Origin of the sequence: Microbispora bryophytorum, assembly GCF_043197435.1 — a bacterium.
In the GTDB taxonomy this organism is placed as follows: Bacteria; Actinomycetota; Actinomycetes; order Streptosporangiales; family Streptosporangiaceae; genus Microbispora; species Microbispora bryophytorum.
Map to the genome: position 1 here is coordinate 647,466 of NZ_JBICTF010000004.1, position 16,935 is coordinate 664,400.

The following is a 16,935-nucleotide window of genomic DNA, read 5'->3' on the forward strand; positions in this document are numbered from 1 at the left end:
CCTGAGCAGGAGGAACAGGAATGATCACTCGTGAGATCCGGCTGGCCGCATCCGTCACCGGCGAGCCGGGCCCCGGCCACTTCACCGTCGCCGAGACCGTGGTGGACGGCGATGTGGACGGCGAGGTGACCGTCAGGACCGACTACGTGGGCCTGGCCGCGACCTACCTGGAGCTGATGCGGGCCGACTGCCGGATCCCGGTGCCCGCCTGGCAGCCCGGTGACCGCGTGGGAGCCGCCGTCGTGGGCACCGTCGTCCGGTCCGGCAGCCCGGATCTCGCCGTCGGCGATCTGGTGCAGTCGATGACCGGCTGGAGCGAATACTCCGCGGGCCCGGCCGCGCAGTACGTCAAGCTCGACCGGGGGCTCTTCCCCGACCCCTCCTATCACCTGGGCCAGGGCGTGACGGCCTACCACGGGATGGCCGACGTCGCCGCCGTAGGGGAGGGGGATGTGGTGTTCGTCTCGGGCGCGGCCGGCGGGGTCGGCTCGCTGGCCGGGCAGATCGCCAGGTGCCGGGGCGCGGCCAGGGTGATCGGCAGCGCGGGCAGCCCGGCGAAGGCCGCCTATCTGGTCGACGAGCTCGGCTACGACGCCGCCTTCGACTACCACGACGGTCCGGTGGCCGACCGGCTGCGGGAGCTCGCGCCCGAGGGCATCACGGTCTTCTTCGACGTCGTGGGCGGAGAGCAGTACGACGCGGCGGTGCGGGCGGCGCGTCCCGGCGCCCGCTTCGCGCTGTGCGGCTCCCTGTCCCACCAGCTCGGCGGCGATGCCGACCGCTTCCCGGAGCCGGACCGCGCGGCGGCCGAGGCCAGGGGCATCGAGCTGCTGCCGTTCTCCTGTCACCACACGCCGGAACAGGTCGCCGCCTGGCGTGAGCACTTCACCCGCTGGCTGGCGGAAGGCCGATTCGTCTTTCCGCAGACGGTCGTCGAGGGCGGCATCGAGCAGGTGCCGGAGGCGTTCCTGTCCCTGCTCAAGGGCTCCTACCGGGGCAACGTCGCGGTGCGGCTGGCATGAGCGTGCTTTCCCCGCGTGCGCTCAACCGGGCGCTGTTGCACCGGCAGTTCCTGATGGAGCGCACCGGCCGCACCGTGCCGCAGGTGCTCGGACACCTGGTCGCCATGCAGGCCCAGGAGCCGAACTGGCCCTACGTCGGGCTGTGGAGCCGCGTCGACGGCTTCACCCCGGCCCAGCTGAGCGTCCTGCTGGAGGAGCGGACGGTGATCCGCTCGGCGCTGCTGCGCAGCACCCAGCACCTGGCCGTGTCCGGCGACTTCCGCCGGTTCCGGCCCGTGCTGCAACCGGTTCTCGACCGTACGGCCGGCACGTCGTACTTCAGGAAGGCGAGCGGAGGGCTCGACACCGGCGCGCTCACGGCGGCCGGAGCGGAGATCCTGGCGGGCAGCCGGACACTGCCCCGGCGTGAGCTGGCCCGGTTGCTCGCGCTGCGCTACCCCGGCCGGGAGGGGAAGCTCCTGGCCGGGGAGGTGGAGCTGAGAACCCCACTGGTCCACACGCCCGAGACCGCGACGTGGGGCCGCTGGGGCACCCGGAACGCCGTCTCGGTCACCCGCGCCGAGGACTGGCTCGGCGCGCCCATGACACCGGCCCCGATCCAGGAACTCGTCCGCCGCTATCTGGCGGCCTACGGCCCGGCCAGTGTCATGGACGTGCAGGCCTGGTCGGGGCTGACGCGGCTGCGCGAGGTGATCCAGGCCATGCGCGGCGAGCTGCGCTGCTCTCGCGACCCCGAGGGCAGGGAGCTGTTCGATCTGGAGACCGCGCCGGAGCTACCCGACCCCGGCGCGCCGGTTCCCGTGCGGTTCCTGCCCGCCTTCGACAACCTGCTGCTCGGCCACGCCGACCGGACCCGCGTGATCAGTGACGCCGACCGCAAGCGGGTGATGCCGGGCGCGGCGATGGTGCTGCCGACCTTCCTCGTGGACGGGTTCGTCCACGGCAGCTGGTCGGTCAAGGACGGCACGCTGCGGCTCGTCCCGTTCCGGCCGTTGCGGGCGGCCGAAAGGGACGCGGTGGCGGAGGAGGCCGAGCGCCTGCTGCCGTTCCTGGGGGCCGCGAACGTCACGTACGGGTGAGGCGGGTCAGGGGACGAGGGCGTACGCCCGGACGGGGAAGGTGCCCATGCCGGACACGGCGACGGGCGCAGCGTGGAGCCGGAACCCGGTGCGCGGCAGCCGTTCCAGCCCGCGCATGTGCTCGATGATCGGAACGCCCGCGGTGAGCAGGGCGGTGTGGGCCGGGCGGAGCCCGTCGGCCATGTCGTCGATGTTGACGCTGTCGATGCCGACGACGGCCGGTTGCCGGTCGGCGAGCAGGGCGGCCGCGTCCGCCGTGAGGAAGGGGTGGTCCGGGTCGCCGTAGGCCGGGCCGCCCCAGTGCCTCTCCCAGCCCGTACGCAGCAGGACCGCGCGCCCTCCGACGTCGTGGCCCTCGAACGCGTCGACGCCGATGCCGCGCCGGGGGGAGCCGGAGACGTCGATCAGCAGACCGGGGACGTCGACCAGCCGGGTCAGGTCGATCTGAGCCAGGTCCTCGCCCTCCGCCAGCCGGTGGAACGGCGTGTCGACGTAGGTGCCGGTGTTCGCCACCATCGTGATGCGGCCGATCTGGAACTCGGTGCCCGGGGCGTACCGTCCCCGGGAGTCCTCGCGCGTCAGGTGATCGCCGATCTCCGGGCCGGGCAGGCCCGGATAGGTGATCATGCCGTGCCGGACGACATGGCTGAGTTCAACGACTTGGGATGTCACGTTTCCATTGTCGACGACGTCGCCAGGACCCGTTCGTACGCCTCCCGGAGCAGCCGGGAGGCGCGCGGGCGATCGGGGTCGGGGCGGGGGATGCCCAGGTGCGTCTCGCGTAGTTCGTCCATCAGGTTGTCCCAGAGGGGCGGGCCCCCCTCCTCCAGTAGCTGCGCCCGGATGGTCAGTTCCGGTGTCGTCGGACGGTGCCGCAGGCCCCACGAGCCGAGCGCGACCAGGATCGGAACCGTCTGGATGCCCGCCTCCGTGAGGCTGTAGGTCCCTCGCCGTCCCCGCCCCGCGTCCTCATGGGTCAGCAGGCCACCGGCGACGAGCGCCTTGAGTCGGCTGCTGAGGATGTTCGACGCGATCCCCTCGTCGGAGTTGGCGAGCAGGTCACGGAAGTGCCGGCGCCCCCCGAAGATCACGTCCCGGAGCACGATGAGGCTCCACTGGTCGCCGAGCGCCTCCACCGCCGCGTTGATCGCACAGCCGGATCGCGGTCCTTCTCGCACGGCCACCTCCAAAGTGATTGCGTTTTGCTACTACTAAGCCTACGCTCATCTTCAGCAGTTGCAATCCGCAATCACTAGTCGAACCCGGGAGATCTGCGATGTCTCGTGTCAGGGTGCACAACTTCTCCGTCTCTCTGGACGGCTTCGCCACGGGCGAGGGGCAGAGCCTGGATGAGCCGTTCGGCCACGCCGGCGAGCGGCTCCACGAGTGGTTCTTCGCGACCCGGACCTTCCACGCCATGCAGGGGAAGGCCGGCGGCGGCGCCGGCGTCGACAGCGCCGTCACCGGCACATGGGACTCGGGCATCGGCGCCGAGATCATGGGTCGCAACAAGTTCGGGCCGCAGCGCGGCCCGTGGGAGGACCACGCGTGGACCGGATGGTGGGGGCCGAACCCGCCGTTCCACACGCCGGTCTTCGTGCTGACCCACCACCCCCGGCCCTCGGTGGAGATGGAGGGCGGCACCACGTTCCACTTCGTCGACGCCACGCCCGAGGAGGCCCTGCGTCAGGCCCGCGAGGCCGCGGGCGGCCTCGACGTGCGGATCGGCGGCGGGCCGAGCACCGTCCGCCAGTTCCTGGCCGCCGGCCTGGTCGACCACATGCACATCGCCGTCGTCCCGATCATCCTGGGCCGTGGCGAACGCCTGTGGGACGGGCTCGAAGGACTCGAGAAGAACTTCCAGATCGAGTCCGTGACCACCCCGAGCGGCGTCACCCACATGACCTTCACACGACGGTAGACCGCTGAAAGGCTGACAGACATGACCGAGAACATCACCTCCAAGGACGGCACGACCCTCGCCGTCGACGTGATCGGCCAGGGCGGGCCGGTGATCCTCGTCGGCGGCGCGTTCAACGACCGCTCGACCGTGGCCGGGCTCGGCGCCGAACTCGCGTCGGCGTTCACCGTCGTGACCTACGACCGGCGAGGCCGGGTGGGCAGCGACGACAAGAGTGAGGACTACTCCGTCGCCAACGAGGTCGACGACCTGGCGGCCGTCGTCGAGCACGTGGGCGGCCGGGCCTCGGCGTTCGGGCACTCCTCGGGCGCCGTCCTTGTGCTGGAGGGGGTCATGCGCGGGCTGCCGGTCGAACGGGTGGCCGTCTACGAGCCGCCGTACTGCGCCGACGAGAACCAGCCGAGGCCGGCGGCCGACGTCTACGACCGGCTCAAGGCGCTGGTGGCCGCCGGTGACCGCGACGGTGCGGTGGAGCTGTTCCTCCACGAGGGGGTCGGGGTCCCGGCCGAGGCGATCGCCGGGATGAAGGCCGGCGAGGGGTGGGCGTTCCTCGCCGACAAGGCGCCCAGCCTGCCGTACGACGTGCTGGTCAGCGCGCCCTGGCAGCTGATGCCCTTCGACCGGCTCGCCGGGATCGGCGTACCCGTGCTGGCGGTCTACGGCGACCAGACCGCGCCGAACCTCGCGGAGGCGACCAAGGCCGTCGCGGCGACCGTGCCCGGCGCCGAGCTGACGGTGATGCAGGGGGAGGACCACGGGGTGCTGCAGCGGCCGGCGGCGCTGGCGCGGATCCTCACCAAATTCCTCGGTTGAGGCAGTGTGCCCGCATCGGAGGCTGGGAAATTGTCGGAGCGGGCGGATACCGTCGAAGCGGCATGCGAACCGACGGCGCGACCCCTCAGCTCATCGGCAGGGAGCATCCTGCCGCGATGCTGCGTGCCGAGATCGCGCGGGCGGTCGGCAGTCACGGCGGCCTGACGCTGGTCGCCGGTGAGGCCGGCATCGGCAAGACCACGCTTGTCGCCAGCGCGGCCGAGGAGGCCAGGCGCCTGGGCGCGCTGGTCCTCAGCGGGTCGTGCTGGGACTCCGACAACGCCCCCGGCTACTGGCCGTGGGTGCAGGTCCTGCGGGGGATACGGCGGTGTGCCGCGCCGAGGGAGTGGGCGGCGGCCGAGGAGGCCGGAGGAGCCGGCCTCGCCGCGCTGCTCGGCGAGTCGCCCGGCGGCGACGCGGCCGAGGGCTTCCGGCTGTACGACGCGGTGACGAGCGCCCTGGTGGCGGTGTCGCAGAGCCGCCCCCTGGTGGTCGTGCTGGAAGACCTGCACTGGGCGGACACCGCGTCGCTCAGGCTGCTGGAGTTCGCGGCACAGCACACCTGGTTCGAGCGGGTGCTGCTGGTGGGGACCTACCGCGACGTGGAGGTGGAGTCGGCGGACCATCCGCTGCGTGCCCTCGTGCTTCCGCTCGTGACGCGGGCGACCACGGTCACCCTGACCGGGCTCGAACGCGAGGAGGTCGGCGCGCTGATGACCCGCGCCGCCGGCCGGAATCCGTCCGCCGACCTGGTCGCCGAGGTGCACCGGCGCACCGGCGGCAACCCCTTCTTCGTGGAGCAGACGGCGCGGCTGTGGCGCAGCGGCGGTTCCGTCACGACGATCGCTCCCGGTGTCCGCGACACCCTGTTGCGGCGGCTGTCCCTGCTGCCCGCGCCGGTCGTGGACCTTCTCGTCACCGCCGCGGTGCTCGGGCGTGAGTTCCATCGCCAGGTGCTGGCCGCCGTCGCCGCCGCTCCCGTTGTCCAGGTGGAACGGCTGCTCGACCAGGCGGTGGCCGCCCGGCTCGTGGTGGCCAAGGACGGGGTGGCGGGCGGGGAGGAGTTCGCGTTCGCGCACGATCTGGTTCGCCAGACGCTCTACGAGTCTCTCGACGAGAAGGCGGCGTCCCGCCGGCACGCCGCGGTCGTCCATGCCGTCGACCGGTCGCCCGCCCTCGCCGAGCATGTGCTCCCCGCCGACGTGGCCCGGCACGCCTACCTCGCCGGTGACCACGTCGAGCCGGCCCATGCGGTGGATCGGCTGCTCACCGCGGCCCGGGCCGCCGCCGCTCGCCTGGCCGCCGAGGAGGCGCTCGGGCACTACCGCAGGGCGCTCGAACTCGCCGCCGCCGGCGGCGAGCCGCACCGGCGCGTCGTTATCGCACTCGAACTCGGCCGCGAGCTGTACCACGGGGACGACCGCGACGGCGGCCGGCGCGCGGTCGAGGAGGCGGCCGCCGTCGCGCGGGAGACCGGCGATCCCGAGCTGGTCGCCCGGGTGGCGCTGTCCGTCTACCCGGACTGGGGCGACGGCGACGGCGGTGGCGGCGACGACGGCCGGCTGGTCGCCGACCTGCTGCGGGAGGCGCACGGCGAGCTGGTCCGGGACGGCCGCCCCGACGAGGAGCTCTCTCTCGACCACCTCGCGCGGGAGCTGGCCATCCATGTGGCGCTGCTCGCCCGGCGCGGTGAGGACGACGAGGCGCTGGCCTTCAGCCTGTGGGCCTTCCACGACGCCATCTGGGGCTTGGGCACCGCACCGGAGAGGGCCGCACTCACCGGAGAGCTGCTGACCCTGGCCCGCCGCACGGGCGACATGGAGATGGAGAGCATCGCCGCCGCGTTGCGCTGGGTGGCCCTGCTTGAGCAGGGCGACCCCGCTTATCTCGGCCAGTTCCGCGAGTTCGTCGCGCTCGGCGGACGTGTCGACGTGCCGCGCATCGACATGGCCACGGCCACCGACCGCAGCATCATCGCCGCGCTCACGGGCGACTTCGACCAGGCGGAGACCCTGCTCGACGAGCTCATCCGGTTCGAGCACGGGCACGACCACTTCGCGTACATGCTGGACCACCACCGATGGACGGTGCGGATGCTCCAGGGCCGCGACGACGGCCTGGACGAGGTCCACCATGCGCTGCGCAGGAGCCGGCACCCCTGCCCGAGCCTGCTGGAGGGGATGACCGCGCTGCGAAGGGGAGACGGCGCGACCGCACTGCGCCACCTGCGCGACACCATGGCGAGAGGCGAACCGCGGCGTTCGATACGGCCCCTGTGGCTGCGGTTCCAGGCCATGGTCGCCGCGTGGTCGCGCGACCCGGAGCTGTGCGAGAAGGTGAGGGCCGAGCTCGACCCCCACCTCGGCAGCTGGGTGGTGTCGATGTACGGCTGGGACATCGGCGGCCCGGTGGTCCTCCTGCGCGCTCTCCTCGACGCGGCGCAGGAACGCTGGGACGAGGCGGTCGACGGGTTCACCGCCGCCTGGCACTCCGCGGACCTGCTCCTCGCCCGCCCGTGGTCCGTCGAGGCGCGGGCGCATCTCGGTGAGGCGCTGCTGCGCCGGGGCCGCCCGGGCGACGCGGAGGAGGCCGGGAAGCTGCTGGACGACGTGGAGGGCGAAGCGGCGCAGCTCGGTATGCGGCACGTTCTGGAGCGCGTCCGCAGGAGCCGTACGCCCGGTCCCGAAGCCGAGTTCCGGCGGGACGGCGCGGTCTGGACCCTGGGGTTCGGCGGTCACACCGTTCACCTGCCCGACGCCAAGGGCCTGCGCGACCTCCACTGCCTGCTGCACCACCCCGGGGCCGACCTGCCCGCCGTACGGCTGCTCGCCCCGGAGGGCGGGGAGCTCGTCGTCGCCGCCCGGGGGATGGGCGGCGACGCGGTCCTCGACGAGGAGGCCAAGGCGCGATACCGGCGCCGGCTTGCTCTGCTCGACGAGGAGATCGACCGGGCGGCAGAGCGGGGCGACGACGGCCGGGCGGCCGAGTTCGACAGGGAACGGGCGGCCCTGCTGGCCGAGCTGCGCTCCGCCTCCGGGCTCGGCGGGCGCGACCGCCGCCTCGGCGACGAGGCCGAGCGCGCCCGCAAGGCCGTCACCGCCCGGATCCGCGACGTGCTGCGCAAGCTCGACCGGCTTCATCCCGCGATGGCCGCCCATTTGCGCGCCGCCGTCTCCACGGGAGCCACCTGCCGCTATCGGCCGGACCACGAGATCACCTGGCGCCTGTGATCTATTTGCGGTTGTAGAGGCGCATGGTCAGCGCGCCGAAGACCGCGATCGACACCGCGCCGCAGACCAGCACCCAGGTGATCTCCCCGGTGTCCGGGCTGCCCGCCATCAGCGAACGCGCCGCGCTGACCAGGTGGGAGATGGGGTTGACGCCGACGAACGCCTGCAGCCATCCCGGCATCGTCTGCGGGTCCACGTAGACGTTGCTGAGGAAGGTGAGCGGGAACAGCACCAGCATGCTGACCCCCATCACCGACTTCTCGCTGCGCAGCAGCAACCCGAACATCGTCCAGATCCACGAGAACGCGAACGAGAAGGCCACCAGCAGCGCGATCGCGCCCAGCACGCCGGCGACCCCGCCCTGCGGGCGGAAGCCCAGCACCAGGCCGACCACGAGGATGACCGTCGCGGCCATCGTGTAACGGAACGCGTCGCCGAGCAGGTAGCCGACCATGGTCGACGGCCGCCAGATCGGCAGCGTACGGAAGCGGTCGAAGACGCCCTTCTCGATGTCCTTGTTGACCTCGACCCCGGTGTACATCGTGATCATGACGACGCTCGTCACCATGATGCCCGGCAGCAGAAACTGCAGGTACTCCGTCGGGGAGCCCGCCAGCGCACCGCCGAACAGGTAGGTGAACATCAACGTCATCATGATCGGGAAGGCGGTGACGTCGAAGAGCTGCTCGGGCACGTGTTTGATCTTCAGCATGGCCCGCCAGCCGAACGTCAGCGAGGCCGACAGGGCGCTGGGGCGCGGTGGGCGCGTGCCGGGGGCCAGCACCGCGCCCAGCGTCTCGGACGCGGGGACGAAGGACGTGCCGTTCTCGGTGGTCGTGCCGTTCTTGGTGGTCGTGGTGCTTCCGGGGGTGTTGGTGCTTTCGGTGGTGGTGCTCATGCCGCCTCCTCCTGCGCGTTCCGGCCGGTCGCCGGGTGGTCGGTGCGGGCCGGGCCGCGTTCGCCGGGAGGCGCGCCGGTCAGCGCGAGGAAGACCTCGTCGAGGCTGGGCTGGCCGAGGGAGAAGTCGTCGACGACGATGCCCGACGCGGCCAGCGCCGCGAGGGCGCGCGAGGCCCGCTCGGCTCCGGCGTCCGCGTCCTGTCCGGAGATGCGGGTGGTCAGGGCCACGGGATCGGCTTCGAGCTGAACCGGCGTGTTCAGCTCCCTGGCCAGCACGCGCTCCGCCTCCGGCCGCCGCGCGGCGTCCCGCAGCCGCACGTGCACCGACCCCGAGCCGACCGACGACTTGAGCTCGCCCGGCGTACCCTCGGCGATGACCTTGCCGTGGTCGATGACGGCGATACGCCCGGCGAGCCGGTCGGCCTCGTCCAGATACTGCGTGGTGAGCAGCACGGTCGTGCCGTGGGCGACCACGATCCTGACGATGTCCCAGACCTGGTTGCGGCTGCGCGGGTCGAGGCCGGTCGTGGGCTCGTCCAGGAACAGCAGGTCGGGCGTGTTGAGGATGCTGGCCGCGATGTCCAGCCTCCTGCGCATGCCGCCCGAGTAGGTCTTGACCTGCCGGCCGGCGGCCTCGGTCAGCCCGAACGCCTCAAGCAGCCGCATGGCCCTGTCCCTGGCGGCGGCCCGCCGGTGGCCGAGCAGCCTGCCGAGCAGGACCAGGTTCTCCATCCCGGTCATCTCCTCGTCCACCGAGGCGTACTGGCCCGTCAGGCTCACCCGGCTGCGTACGGCGTCGGGCTCGCGCAGCACGTCGTGGCCGAACACCCTGGCCTCGCCGCCGTCCGGGCGCAGCAGGGTGGCCAGCATCTTGACCGCGGTGGTCTTTCCCGCCCCGTTGGGGCCGAGCACACCGTAGACCGTGCCCGCGGGCACCGCGAGGTCGAGCCCGTCCACCGCGCGGTTCTTGCCGAATATCTTGACCAGGCCCGATGTCTCTACTGCCAGGTCTCGCATGTCGTCTCCGTTCCGTCCAGCCGTTCGCGGAAGAGGCGCCAGACGCGGGGCAGGGCCCGCTAGATCGGATCTAGCGGGCCCTGCGGGCGCGGTTCGTCAGGCGGCACGGCAGGAGACCGTGGGCCAGGTCCGGTTGCCGTGGTGCTTGATCGTCACCCCCCAGGAGTTGCCGTGTCCGTTGGGCCGGGCGGTCAGGACGTTCCTGGCGGGGTTCCACGTGGCGCTGACGTTCCAGGTCGCGATGATCTTCTCGGGGTACGGCAGGGTCATGGTCACGACCCAGTCGTCCGAACCCGTGACGGTGACGCCCAGGTTGTAGCGGTCGGGCCACTTCGTGCCCGCGGAGAGCGTCGCGGCGCAGCTCCCCGCGGGCGACTGCACCGGGCTGGACGATGGGCTGGGCGATGGGCTGGGCGAGGGGCTGGGCGAGGGGCTGGGAACGGCGGCGTTGAGGGTGTCGAGCACCGCGGTGTAGGCGGCCTTCTTGTCGCCGTTGCCGTCGAACAGCAGCGGAGTGTCGCTGCTGCGCCAGGAGTCGGGGTCGCGCACGCCCCACACCGTGATGCCGGCGCAGCGGGGGACGGCAAGGCAGTCGCCGACTACGGCGGCGTACGTCGCGGCAGGGGCGCCCTGGATGTCCAGCTCGGTGATCTGGACGTCGACCCCGAGGGCGGCGAACTTCTGCAGCGTGGTGCGGAAGCCGGCGTCGTAGGGGTTGCCGCTGTTGAAGTGGGACTGGAAGCCGACGCAGTCGATCGGCACGCCGCGCTGCTTGAAGTCCATGACCATGCTGTAGACGCTCTGGGTCTTGGCCCAGGTCCAGTTCTCGATGTTGTAGTCGTTGTAGCAGAGCCTGGCGTCCGGGTCGGCGGCCCGCGCGACGCGGAAGGCGACCTCGATCCAGTCGTCGCCGGTGCGCTGGAAGTTCGAGTTGCGCCGGCCGCCGGTGCCGTCGGCGAAGGCCTCGTCGACCACGTCCCAGGCGTAGATCCTGCCCTTGTAGTGGCCCATCACGCCGTTGATGTGATCGACCATCGCCTGGCGCAGCGCGCTGCCGCTGAGGCTCTGCAGCCACTGCGGCTGCCCGGAGTGCCAGACCAGGGTGTGGCCGCGGACCCGCTTGCCGTTCTCCGCGGCCCAGTCGACGATCCGGTCGGCGGCGGTGAAGACGAACTGCCCCTGCCGGGGTTCGGTGGCGTCGAGCTTCATCTCGTTCTCGGGCGTCACCATGTCGAACTCGCGGCCGGCGATCGTGGTGTACGCCGGGTCGCCGAGCTTGCTCGCGTTGATCGCCGTGCCGAAGTAGCGTCCGCTGCGTGCCGCCGCGGCGCCCAGCGTGATGCCGGGGGCGTCGGCGGTGGCGTTCGCGCTGGGGATCTCGGCCACCGCGAGGCCCATCGACAGCGCCGCGACGGCGGCGAGGACGAGCGTGCGGCGGACGGCGGGGGAGGGCCGCCCCAGGGGTTGTGCCATAACCGTGAGGGGTTTCACAGCGTCCGTCCTTCCTCCTGCGGATCCCGATCCCCGGGCGGGCGCGGGACGGAACCGCGAATGTGGGCGAATGTTTCGGAGTGTCACCGAAATATTGCGTGTCGACAAGACCGTGACATCTGTCGTGGGTAGGTCGTGACAGACGGCGCAGGTCCGCACCGGGATGGTGGCGGAGGCTCGCTGTATGAACATTCATGAGGGCGCCCCCGCCCTGTCCGTGGCGGGGCTGCGCAAGACGTACGGCGAGACCCGTGCGGTCGACGGCATCGACCTGGTGGTGGCCCGGGGGGAGGTGGTGGCCCTGCTCGGCTCCAACGGCGCGGGCAAATCCACCACGATCGACATGGTCGTCGGGCTGGCCCGCCCGGACGCCGGGGAGATCGCCGTGTTCGGCGCGTCCGCCCACGAAGCGGTGCGCCGCGGCATGGTGGGTGTGATGCCGCAGGAGGGCGCGCTGCTCGACGACGTGACCGTCCGGGAGACCGTGGCGCTGATCGCGTCCCTGCACCGGACGCCGCTGCCGGTGGAGGAGGTGCTGAGCCGCGCCGGGGTGGCCGACCTCGCCGACCGGCGGGCCGCGCTGCTGTCCGGTGGCCAGAAACAGCGGGTCCGGTTCGCCATGGCACTGGTGTCCGGCCCGGACCTGCTGGTGCTCGACGAGCCGACGGCGGCCATGGACGTGGCGGCCCGGCGGGAGTTCTGGCAGTCGATGCACGCCTTCGCCGAGACCGGCCGGACCGTGCTGTTCTCCACCCACTACCTGGAGGAGGCCGAGGCGTACGCGGACCGGGTCGTGCTGATGCACGCGGGGCGCGTCGTGGCCGACGGGCCGGTGTCCGCGGTCATGGCCGAGGTGGGCGCGCTGGGCCTGGAGGACGCCTTCCTGCGCCTGACCGGAGCCTCGGAGGCCGTGTGATGACTGGATACCTCACCTTCGAGATCAGGCGGACCCTGCGGGACGCCAAGTTCCTGTTGTTCGCGGTCGCCCTGCCGGTGGGGCTCTACCTGCTGATGGCCGACCGTTTCATCGACCAAGGGGCTCCCGCGTCGTACGTCATGGGAGGCGTGGCGGCATTCGGGGCGATGAAGGCGGCGCTCGACGTCGGTGCCCGCACGGCGGTGGAGCGCGGCATCGGCTGGCAGCGCCAGTTGCGGCTGACCCCGCTCAGCGGAAGTGGCTACCTGCTGGCCAAGGCGTCGGTGGCGATGGTCGTGGCGCTGCCGCCGGTGGCCGGGGTGTCGCTGGTCGCCGGGCTCGTCAGCGGGGTGCACCTGTCCGCCGCCGGGTGGGCGGCGGCCGTGCTCGGCGTCTGGGCGGGCACGGTGCCGTTCGCGCTGCTCGGCCTGCTGATCGGCCAGTTCGCCACCGCCCAGAACCTGCAGGCCTACCAGGGGGCGGTGGTGCTGGTGCTCAGCTTCATCGGCGGGCTGTTCATTCCGGTGAGCACGTTCCCGCAGGCGCTCGCGGTGGTGGCCAAGGTCCTGCCGAGCTACTGGCTCGCGCAGGTCGGGCACGCCACCGCGCTCGGTGGCGGGGCTGACAGCTGGCAGGCCGCGCTGGTCCTCGCGCTGTACGCGCTCGTGCTCGGCGCCGCCGTGGTCGTCCGGTATCGCCGGGACACGGCTCGGGCCTAGGGTGACTGACGTGGGTGAGCAGGGCGTATGGGGGCGTTCCGCCTGGCCGGAGTGGAACCCGGCCGGGTCCGGCTCCCGCGCGGCTCGCGTACGCGGTGTCGTCGTGCTGTCGCTTTTCCTGCTGTGGCCGCTCTGGGAGATCCTGCGCCCGGACGGCGGCGGGCTGGACGCGGCGGTTGGGGCCGTCCTCCCCCTGTACGGCGCGGGCTGGCTGGCCGCCATGACCATCGGGCCCCGCCTGTCGCCCCGGCGGCGGATCCTGCTCGTCGGGTCGCTGTTCGCGCTGGCGGTCGTGGCGGCGCTGCTGCGCGACGGCCCGCTCTATCTCGGCCACGCCGGCCTGTTCAGCTTCGCGCTCGCGGCGGCGGCCTGGCTGTTCCCGGCGCTGTGGGCCGTGCTCCTCGGGCTGGGGATCGGGACGGCCCAGGCACTCCTGCAGTGGGCGGCGCCCGGGCCGGTCCACTGGGATCTCATGGGAGGCCTCTTCCCCGCCGTCGTGATCCCGGTGGCCGTGGTGCTGCTGATCCGGCTCGTCGTCCAGCTCGGCCAGGCCCGCGAGGAGATCGAGGCGCTGGCCGCGGCGGCGGAGCGCGACCGGCTGGCCAGGGACCTCCACGACGTGCTCGGGCACAGCCTGACCACGATCACCGTGAAGACCGGTCTGGCCCGCCGGATGCTGGAGAGCGGTGGCGACCCGGAACACGCCCTGGCCGAGCTGCGCGACGTCGAGCGGTTGTCCCGGCAGGCGCACAGCGAGGTGCGCCTGACCGTGTCGGGCCGCCGCCGGCCGTCCCTCGCCGTCGAGCTCGCGGGGGCCCGCGCCGCGCTGCGGGCCGCCGGGATCAGCGCCGTTCTGCCGCCGTCCGCCGACCATGTCCCGGCCGAACTGGCCGAGCCCTTCGCGTACGTCCTGAGGGAGGGAGTCACCAACGTGATCCGGCACAGCGGCGCGACCCGATGCGAGGTGCTGCTCGGAGACGGCTGGCTGGAGGTGCGCGACAACGGCCCCGGGCGGAACGCGGCGAAGCCGGGCAACGGCCTGACCGGGCTGGCCGAACGGCTGCGCGCCGTCGGCGGGCGGGTCGAGGCGGGCCCGGTGCCCGCGGGCGGTTTCCGGCTGCGGGCGAGCCGCGCGTGATCAGGGTGTTGCTCGCCGACGACCAGGCGCTCGTACGCGGCGCGCTGGCGGCGATGCTCGCGCTGGAACCCGACATCGAGGTGGTGGCCCAGGTCGGCTCGGGCGAGGAGGTCGTCGAGGCGGCGCGGCGCAGCCGGCCGGACGTGGCGTTGCTGGACGTGCAGATGCCGGGCAGGGACGGGCTGGAGGCCACCGCCGACCTGCGCGCCGCGCTCCCGTCCTGCCGGGTGGTGATCTGCACGACCTTCGGGCGGCCGGGCTACTTCGCCCGTGCCATGGAGAACGGCGCCTCGGGCTTCGTCGTGAAGGACGCGCCGCCCGAGCACCTGGTCGACACCGTGCGCCGGGTCCACGCCGGCCTGCGCGTGGTCGATCCCGCTCTGGCCGCCGAGTCGCTCGCCAGCGGGTCGAGTCCGCTGACCGCGCGGGAGCGCGACGTGCTGCGCGCGGCCCGGCAGGGCGGCACCGTGGCGGAGATAGCGCGGAGCCTGCACCTGTCCGCCGGGACCGTACGCAACCACCTGTCGGCGGCGATCGGCAAAACCGGCGCCGGGACCCGCGCCGAGGCCGCCCTCATCGCCGACGAGCACGGCTGGCTCTGATCCGTCATCGCCGTGGACCGTCATCCCGGTGAACCGTCATCGCGGTCACTGGAGGTCGCGGGAGGTCGCGGGAAAAGCGAATGACCGGCATGCGGCTCAAGCGCGACAATCGCCCCCATGTCCCAGCCGATACTGCGCACCGACCGCATCACGCTTGTCCCGCTGTCCGACGAACACCTCGACCACGAGATCGAGCTCGACGCCGATCCCGAGGTCATGCGCTATCTCACCGGCCGTGCGCGTAGCCGTGCGGAAGTGGAGGTCCTCCATCGTGAGCGGCTCGCCGCCGCGGACCCCGTCGCGGGGCTCGGCTTCTGGGTCGGTTTCGTGGACGGGCGGTTCGTCGGCTGGTGGCTGCTGGAGCCACCTACGCGTGCCGACCAGGGCCCGGTCGACGGACAGGCCGAGCTCGGCTACCGGCTCCTGCGGCGCTACTGGCGCCAGGGCCTGGCCAGTGAGGGAGCCCGCGAGCTTCTTCGCCACGGATTCGAGGACCTCCGGCTGACCCGCGTCTTCGCCGAAACCATGGCGGTCAACGCCGCCTCCCGCGCGACGATGACCTCGATCGGCATGCAGCACATCCGTACGTTCCACGCGGACTGGGAGGAACCGCTCCCCGGCAGTGATCTCGGTGAGGTCGAGTACGCGATCACCCGAGAGCAGTGGCTCGCCTCACAACCGGCCACGCGTGGTTAGGCTGCCGGCATGGAGGCAGAGGTCGGCGGCGCAGTGGTCCATTACGTCGAGCACGGCGACGGGATTCCCGTTCTGGCGTTGCACGGAGCGGGGGTGGACCATCGCGAGATGGCCGGCGCTCTGGAGCCGGTCTTCCGCGGCCGGCCGGGTTATCGGCGCGTCTACCCCGACCTGCCCGGCATGGGGCGCACTCCGGTGCCCGACCGGCTCCGCGGCTCCGACGACGTCCTCGATCTCCTGCTCGGTCTGATCGACGCCGTCGTCGGCGACCAGCAGTTCGCGATCGTCGGCCACTCGTTCGGCGGATACCTGGCCAGGGGCATCGCCGCCCGGCGCCCGGCCCAGGTCGCGGGGCTGGCACTGATCTGCCCCCTCGGCGAGGAGTCGCGTGACGTGCCCGCACACGCGGTGCTGCACGCCTCGGCCGACGTGGCCGCGGTGGCCGATGCGCTGAGCCCGGCCGAGCAGGCCTCGTTCCGGGACTACTTCGTCGTGCAGACGCCCGCCACCGTGGAGCGGTTCCGGGAGTACGTGGCTCCGGCCCTGCCCCTCGTCGACCGGGACGGCCTCGGGCGGGTTTTCGACCAGTGGCGGCTGAGCGACACGTCCGCGTACGCGGGCCCGACTCTGATCCTCGCCGGGCGTCAGGACGCCACGGTGGGGTACGCCGGCGCGTGGGACCTGGTGGCGCGGTATCCGCACGCCACGTACGCCGTCCTGGACCGGGCCGGCCACGCGCTGCCGCACGAGCAGACCGGGCTGTTGACCGCGCTCATCGCCGAATGGCTCGACAGAGTGGACGAGCACCGTGCCGCGTGAGCGCGCGGTCGGCTCACAGAATCGGCGGGTACGGATCGCTGCGCAGCCTGCTGTACATCCAGCCGTCGCGCCACTGACCGCGGAGGAACTCCACCGCGCGCAAGACGCCCTCCAGCCGGAAACCGGCCTTCTCCAGCGACTTCTGCTCCGCGATGTTCTCCGGGTGGGTGAACGCCTGGATGCGCTCGACCGGGGTGTGGGTGAACAGGTAGTCGCACAGCATCGCCTGGGCGCGCCAGCCGACGCCGCGCCCACGCCAGTCGGGCAGCAGGGCGATCCCTATCTCCCAGAATCGGGAGACTCCGAACCCTCGCACCGACCAGCTCATCATGCCCGCGGCCGTGCCGTCGGCCTCGACGATGACCCTGCTGTCGTCCACGCCCAGATAGCCGTCGACGGCGAAGCGCCGCGCCGGTGCCTGCGCGTCGCGGAACCCCGCCCAGTCGAGGCCGATCAATCCCGGCTCAGTGACGAAACGCCGGAGCATGGCGAGATCGCCTTCCGCCACCGGTCGCAGTCGTACCTCAAGCGTGCCCACCGTGCCGCCTCCCTTCGTTCTCCCTTCGATGCTC

General features: G+C 72.3%; 17 protein-coding genes. 11 read left to right on the forward strand and 6 right to left on the reverse strand.

All coding sequences use genetic code 11. The features are described 5' to 3' along the window. Window positions 1-20: 20 nt before the first annotated feature. Both ACGFIB_RS16480 and ACGFIB_RS16485 read left to right on the forward strand, forming a co-directional pair. On the forward strand, window positions 21-1,022 hold the full coding sequence (locus ACGFIB_RS16480; RefSeq protein WP_357259500.1) for an NADP-dependent oxidoreductase: 1,002 nt from the start codon (window positions 21-23) through the stop codon (window positions 1,020-1,022). Then, a complete protein-coding gene (locus tag ACGFIB_RS16485) occupies window positions 1,019-2,101 on the forward strand; it encodes a winged helix DNA-binding domain-containing protein (protein ID WP_393372423.1) in 1,083 nt (360 codons plus the stop codon). Before ACGFIB_RS16480 ends, ACGFIB_RS16485 begins: the two co-directional genes overlap by 4 nt. A gap of 6 nt (window positions 2,102-2,107) precedes the next feature. On the opposite strand, the gene ACGFIB_RS16490 is transcribed toward ACGFIB_RS16485, so the two are convergent. Next, window positions 2,108-2,773 (reverse strand): cyclase family protein, encoded by a 666-nt coding sequence (locus tag ACGFIB_RS16490; RefSeq protein ID WP_393372426.1) that lies wholly within the window; start codon window positions 2,771-2,773, stop codon window positions 2,108-2,110. Beyond that, window positions 2,770-3,279, reverse strand: coding sequence for a winged helix-turn-helix transcriptional regulator (locus ACGFIB_RS16495; RefSeq protein WP_393372429.1), 510 nt, complete (start codon window positions 3,277-3,279; stop codon window positions 2,770-2,772). Before ACGFIB_RS16495 ends, ACGFIB_RS16490 begins: the two co-directional genes overlap by 4 nt. A 98-nt stretch (window positions 3,280-3,377) precedes the next feature. Between ACGFIB_RS16495 and ACGFIB_RS16500 the strand changes: the two genes are divergently transcribed. From ACGFIB_RS16500 to ACGFIB_RS16510, 3 genes are all read left to right on the forward strand, one after another. Next, window positions 3,378-4,022, forward strand: coding sequence for a dihydrofolate reductase family protein (locus ACGFIB_RS16500; RefSeq protein ID WP_142569586.1), 645 nt, complete (start codon window positions 3,378-3,380; stop codon window positions 4,020-4,022). 21 nt (window positions 4,023-4,043) lie between these two features. Beyond that, window positions 4,044-4,835 carry an alpha/beta fold hydrolase gene (locus ACGFIB_RS16505; protein WP_393372432.1) on the forward strand — a complete coding sequence of 264 codons (792 nt, stop codon included), beginning with the start codon at window positions 4,044-4,046 and terminating at the stop codon, window positions 4,833-4,835. A gap of 62 nt (window positions 4,836-4,897) precedes the next feature. Beyond that, window positions 4,898-8,065, forward strand: coding sequence for an ATP-binding protein (locus ACGFIB_RS16510; RefSeq protein WP_393372435.1), 3,168 nt, complete (start codon window positions 4,898-4,900; stop codon window positions 8,063-8,065). A gap of 1 nt (window position 8,066) precedes the next feature. Here ACGFIB_RS16510 and ACGFIB_RS16515 read toward each other — a convergent pair whose 3' ends face one another. The 3 genes from ACGFIB_RS16515 to ACGFIB_RS16525 form a co-directional block, all read right to left on the reverse strand. Then, entirely contained in the window at window positions 8,067-8,963 is an 897-nt protein-coding gene (locus tag ACGFIB_RS16515; RefSeq protein WP_393372438.1) for an ABC transporter permease, read from the reverse strand. Further along, the gene (locus ACGFIB_RS16520; RefSeq protein ID WP_142569593.1) at window positions 8,960-9,982 is read right to left on the reverse strand and encodes an ATP-binding cassette domain-containing protein; all 1,023 of its coding nucleotides are present in this window, start codon (window positions 9,980-9,982) and stop codon (window positions 8,960-8,962) included. Before ACGFIB_RS16520 ends, ACGFIB_RS16515 begins: the two co-directional genes overlap by 4 nt. 96 nt (window positions 9,983-10,078) lie before the next feature. Continuing rightward, window positions 10,079-11,455, reverse strand: coding sequence for an endo-1,4-beta-xylanase (locus tag ACGFIB_RS16525; RefSeq protein ID WP_393372442.1), 1,377 nt, complete (start codon window positions 11,453-11,455; stop codon window positions 10,079-10,081). A 202-nt stretch (window positions 11,456-11,657) separates the two neighbouring features. Between ACGFIB_RS16525 and ACGFIB_RS16530 the strand changes: the two genes are divergently transcribed. The 6 genes from ACGFIB_RS16530 (at window position 11,658) to ACGFIB_RS16555 (ending at window position 16,363) form a co-directional block, all read left to right on the forward strand. Then, a complete protein-coding gene (locus tag ACGFIB_RS16530; RefSeq protein WP_142569595.1) occupies window positions 11,658-12,389 on the forward strand; it encodes an ABC transporter ATP-binding protein in 732 nt (243 codons plus the stop codon). Then, a complete protein-coding gene (locus tag ACGFIB_RS16535; protein WP_208762127.1) occupies window positions 12,389-13,108 on the forward strand; it encodes an ABC transporter permease in 720 nt (239 codons plus the stop codon). Before ACGFIB_RS16530 ends, ACGFIB_RS16535 begins: the two co-directional genes overlap by 1 nt. A gap of 10 nt (window positions 13,109-13,118) precedes the next feature. Beyond that, window positions 13,119-14,246 (forward strand): sensor histidine kinase, encoded by a 1,128-nt coding sequence (locus tag ACGFIB_RS16540; RefSeq protein ID WP_393372446.1) that lies wholly within the window; start codon window positions 13,119-13,121, stop codon window positions 14,244-14,246. After that, complete coding sequence (locus ACGFIB_RS16545) at window positions 14,243-14,848, forward strand: response regulator transcription factor (protein WP_393372449.1); 606 nt, start codon at window positions 14,243-14,245, stop codon at window positions 14,846-14,848. The genes ACGFIB_RS16540 and ACGFIB_RS16545 overlap by 4 nt, the downstream gene beginning before the upstream one ends. Before the next feature lie 117 nt (window positions 14,849-14,965). Beyond that, window positions 14,966-15,544, forward strand: coding sequence for a GNAT family N-acetyltransferase (locus ACGFIB_RS16550; RefSeq protein WP_393372451.1), 579 nt, complete (start codon window positions 14,966-14,968; stop codon window positions 15,542-15,544). 9 nt (window positions 15,545-15,553) lie between these two features. Beyond that, entirely contained in the window at window positions 15,554-16,363 is an 810-nt protein-coding gene (locus ACGFIB_RS16555; RefSeq protein WP_393372453.1) for an alpha/beta fold hydrolase, read from the forward strand. Window positions 16,364-16,376: 13 nt separating this feature from the next. On the opposite strand, the gene ACGFIB_RS16560 is transcribed toward ACGFIB_RS16555, so the two are convergent. After that, window positions 16,377-16,901, reverse strand: a complete 525-nt coding sequence (locus ACGFIB_RS16560) for a GNAT family N-acetyltransferase (RefSeq protein ID WP_357239430.1) — start codon at window positions 16,899-16,901, stop codon at window positions 16,377-16,379. Window positions 16,902-16,935: the final 34 nt, after the last annotated feature.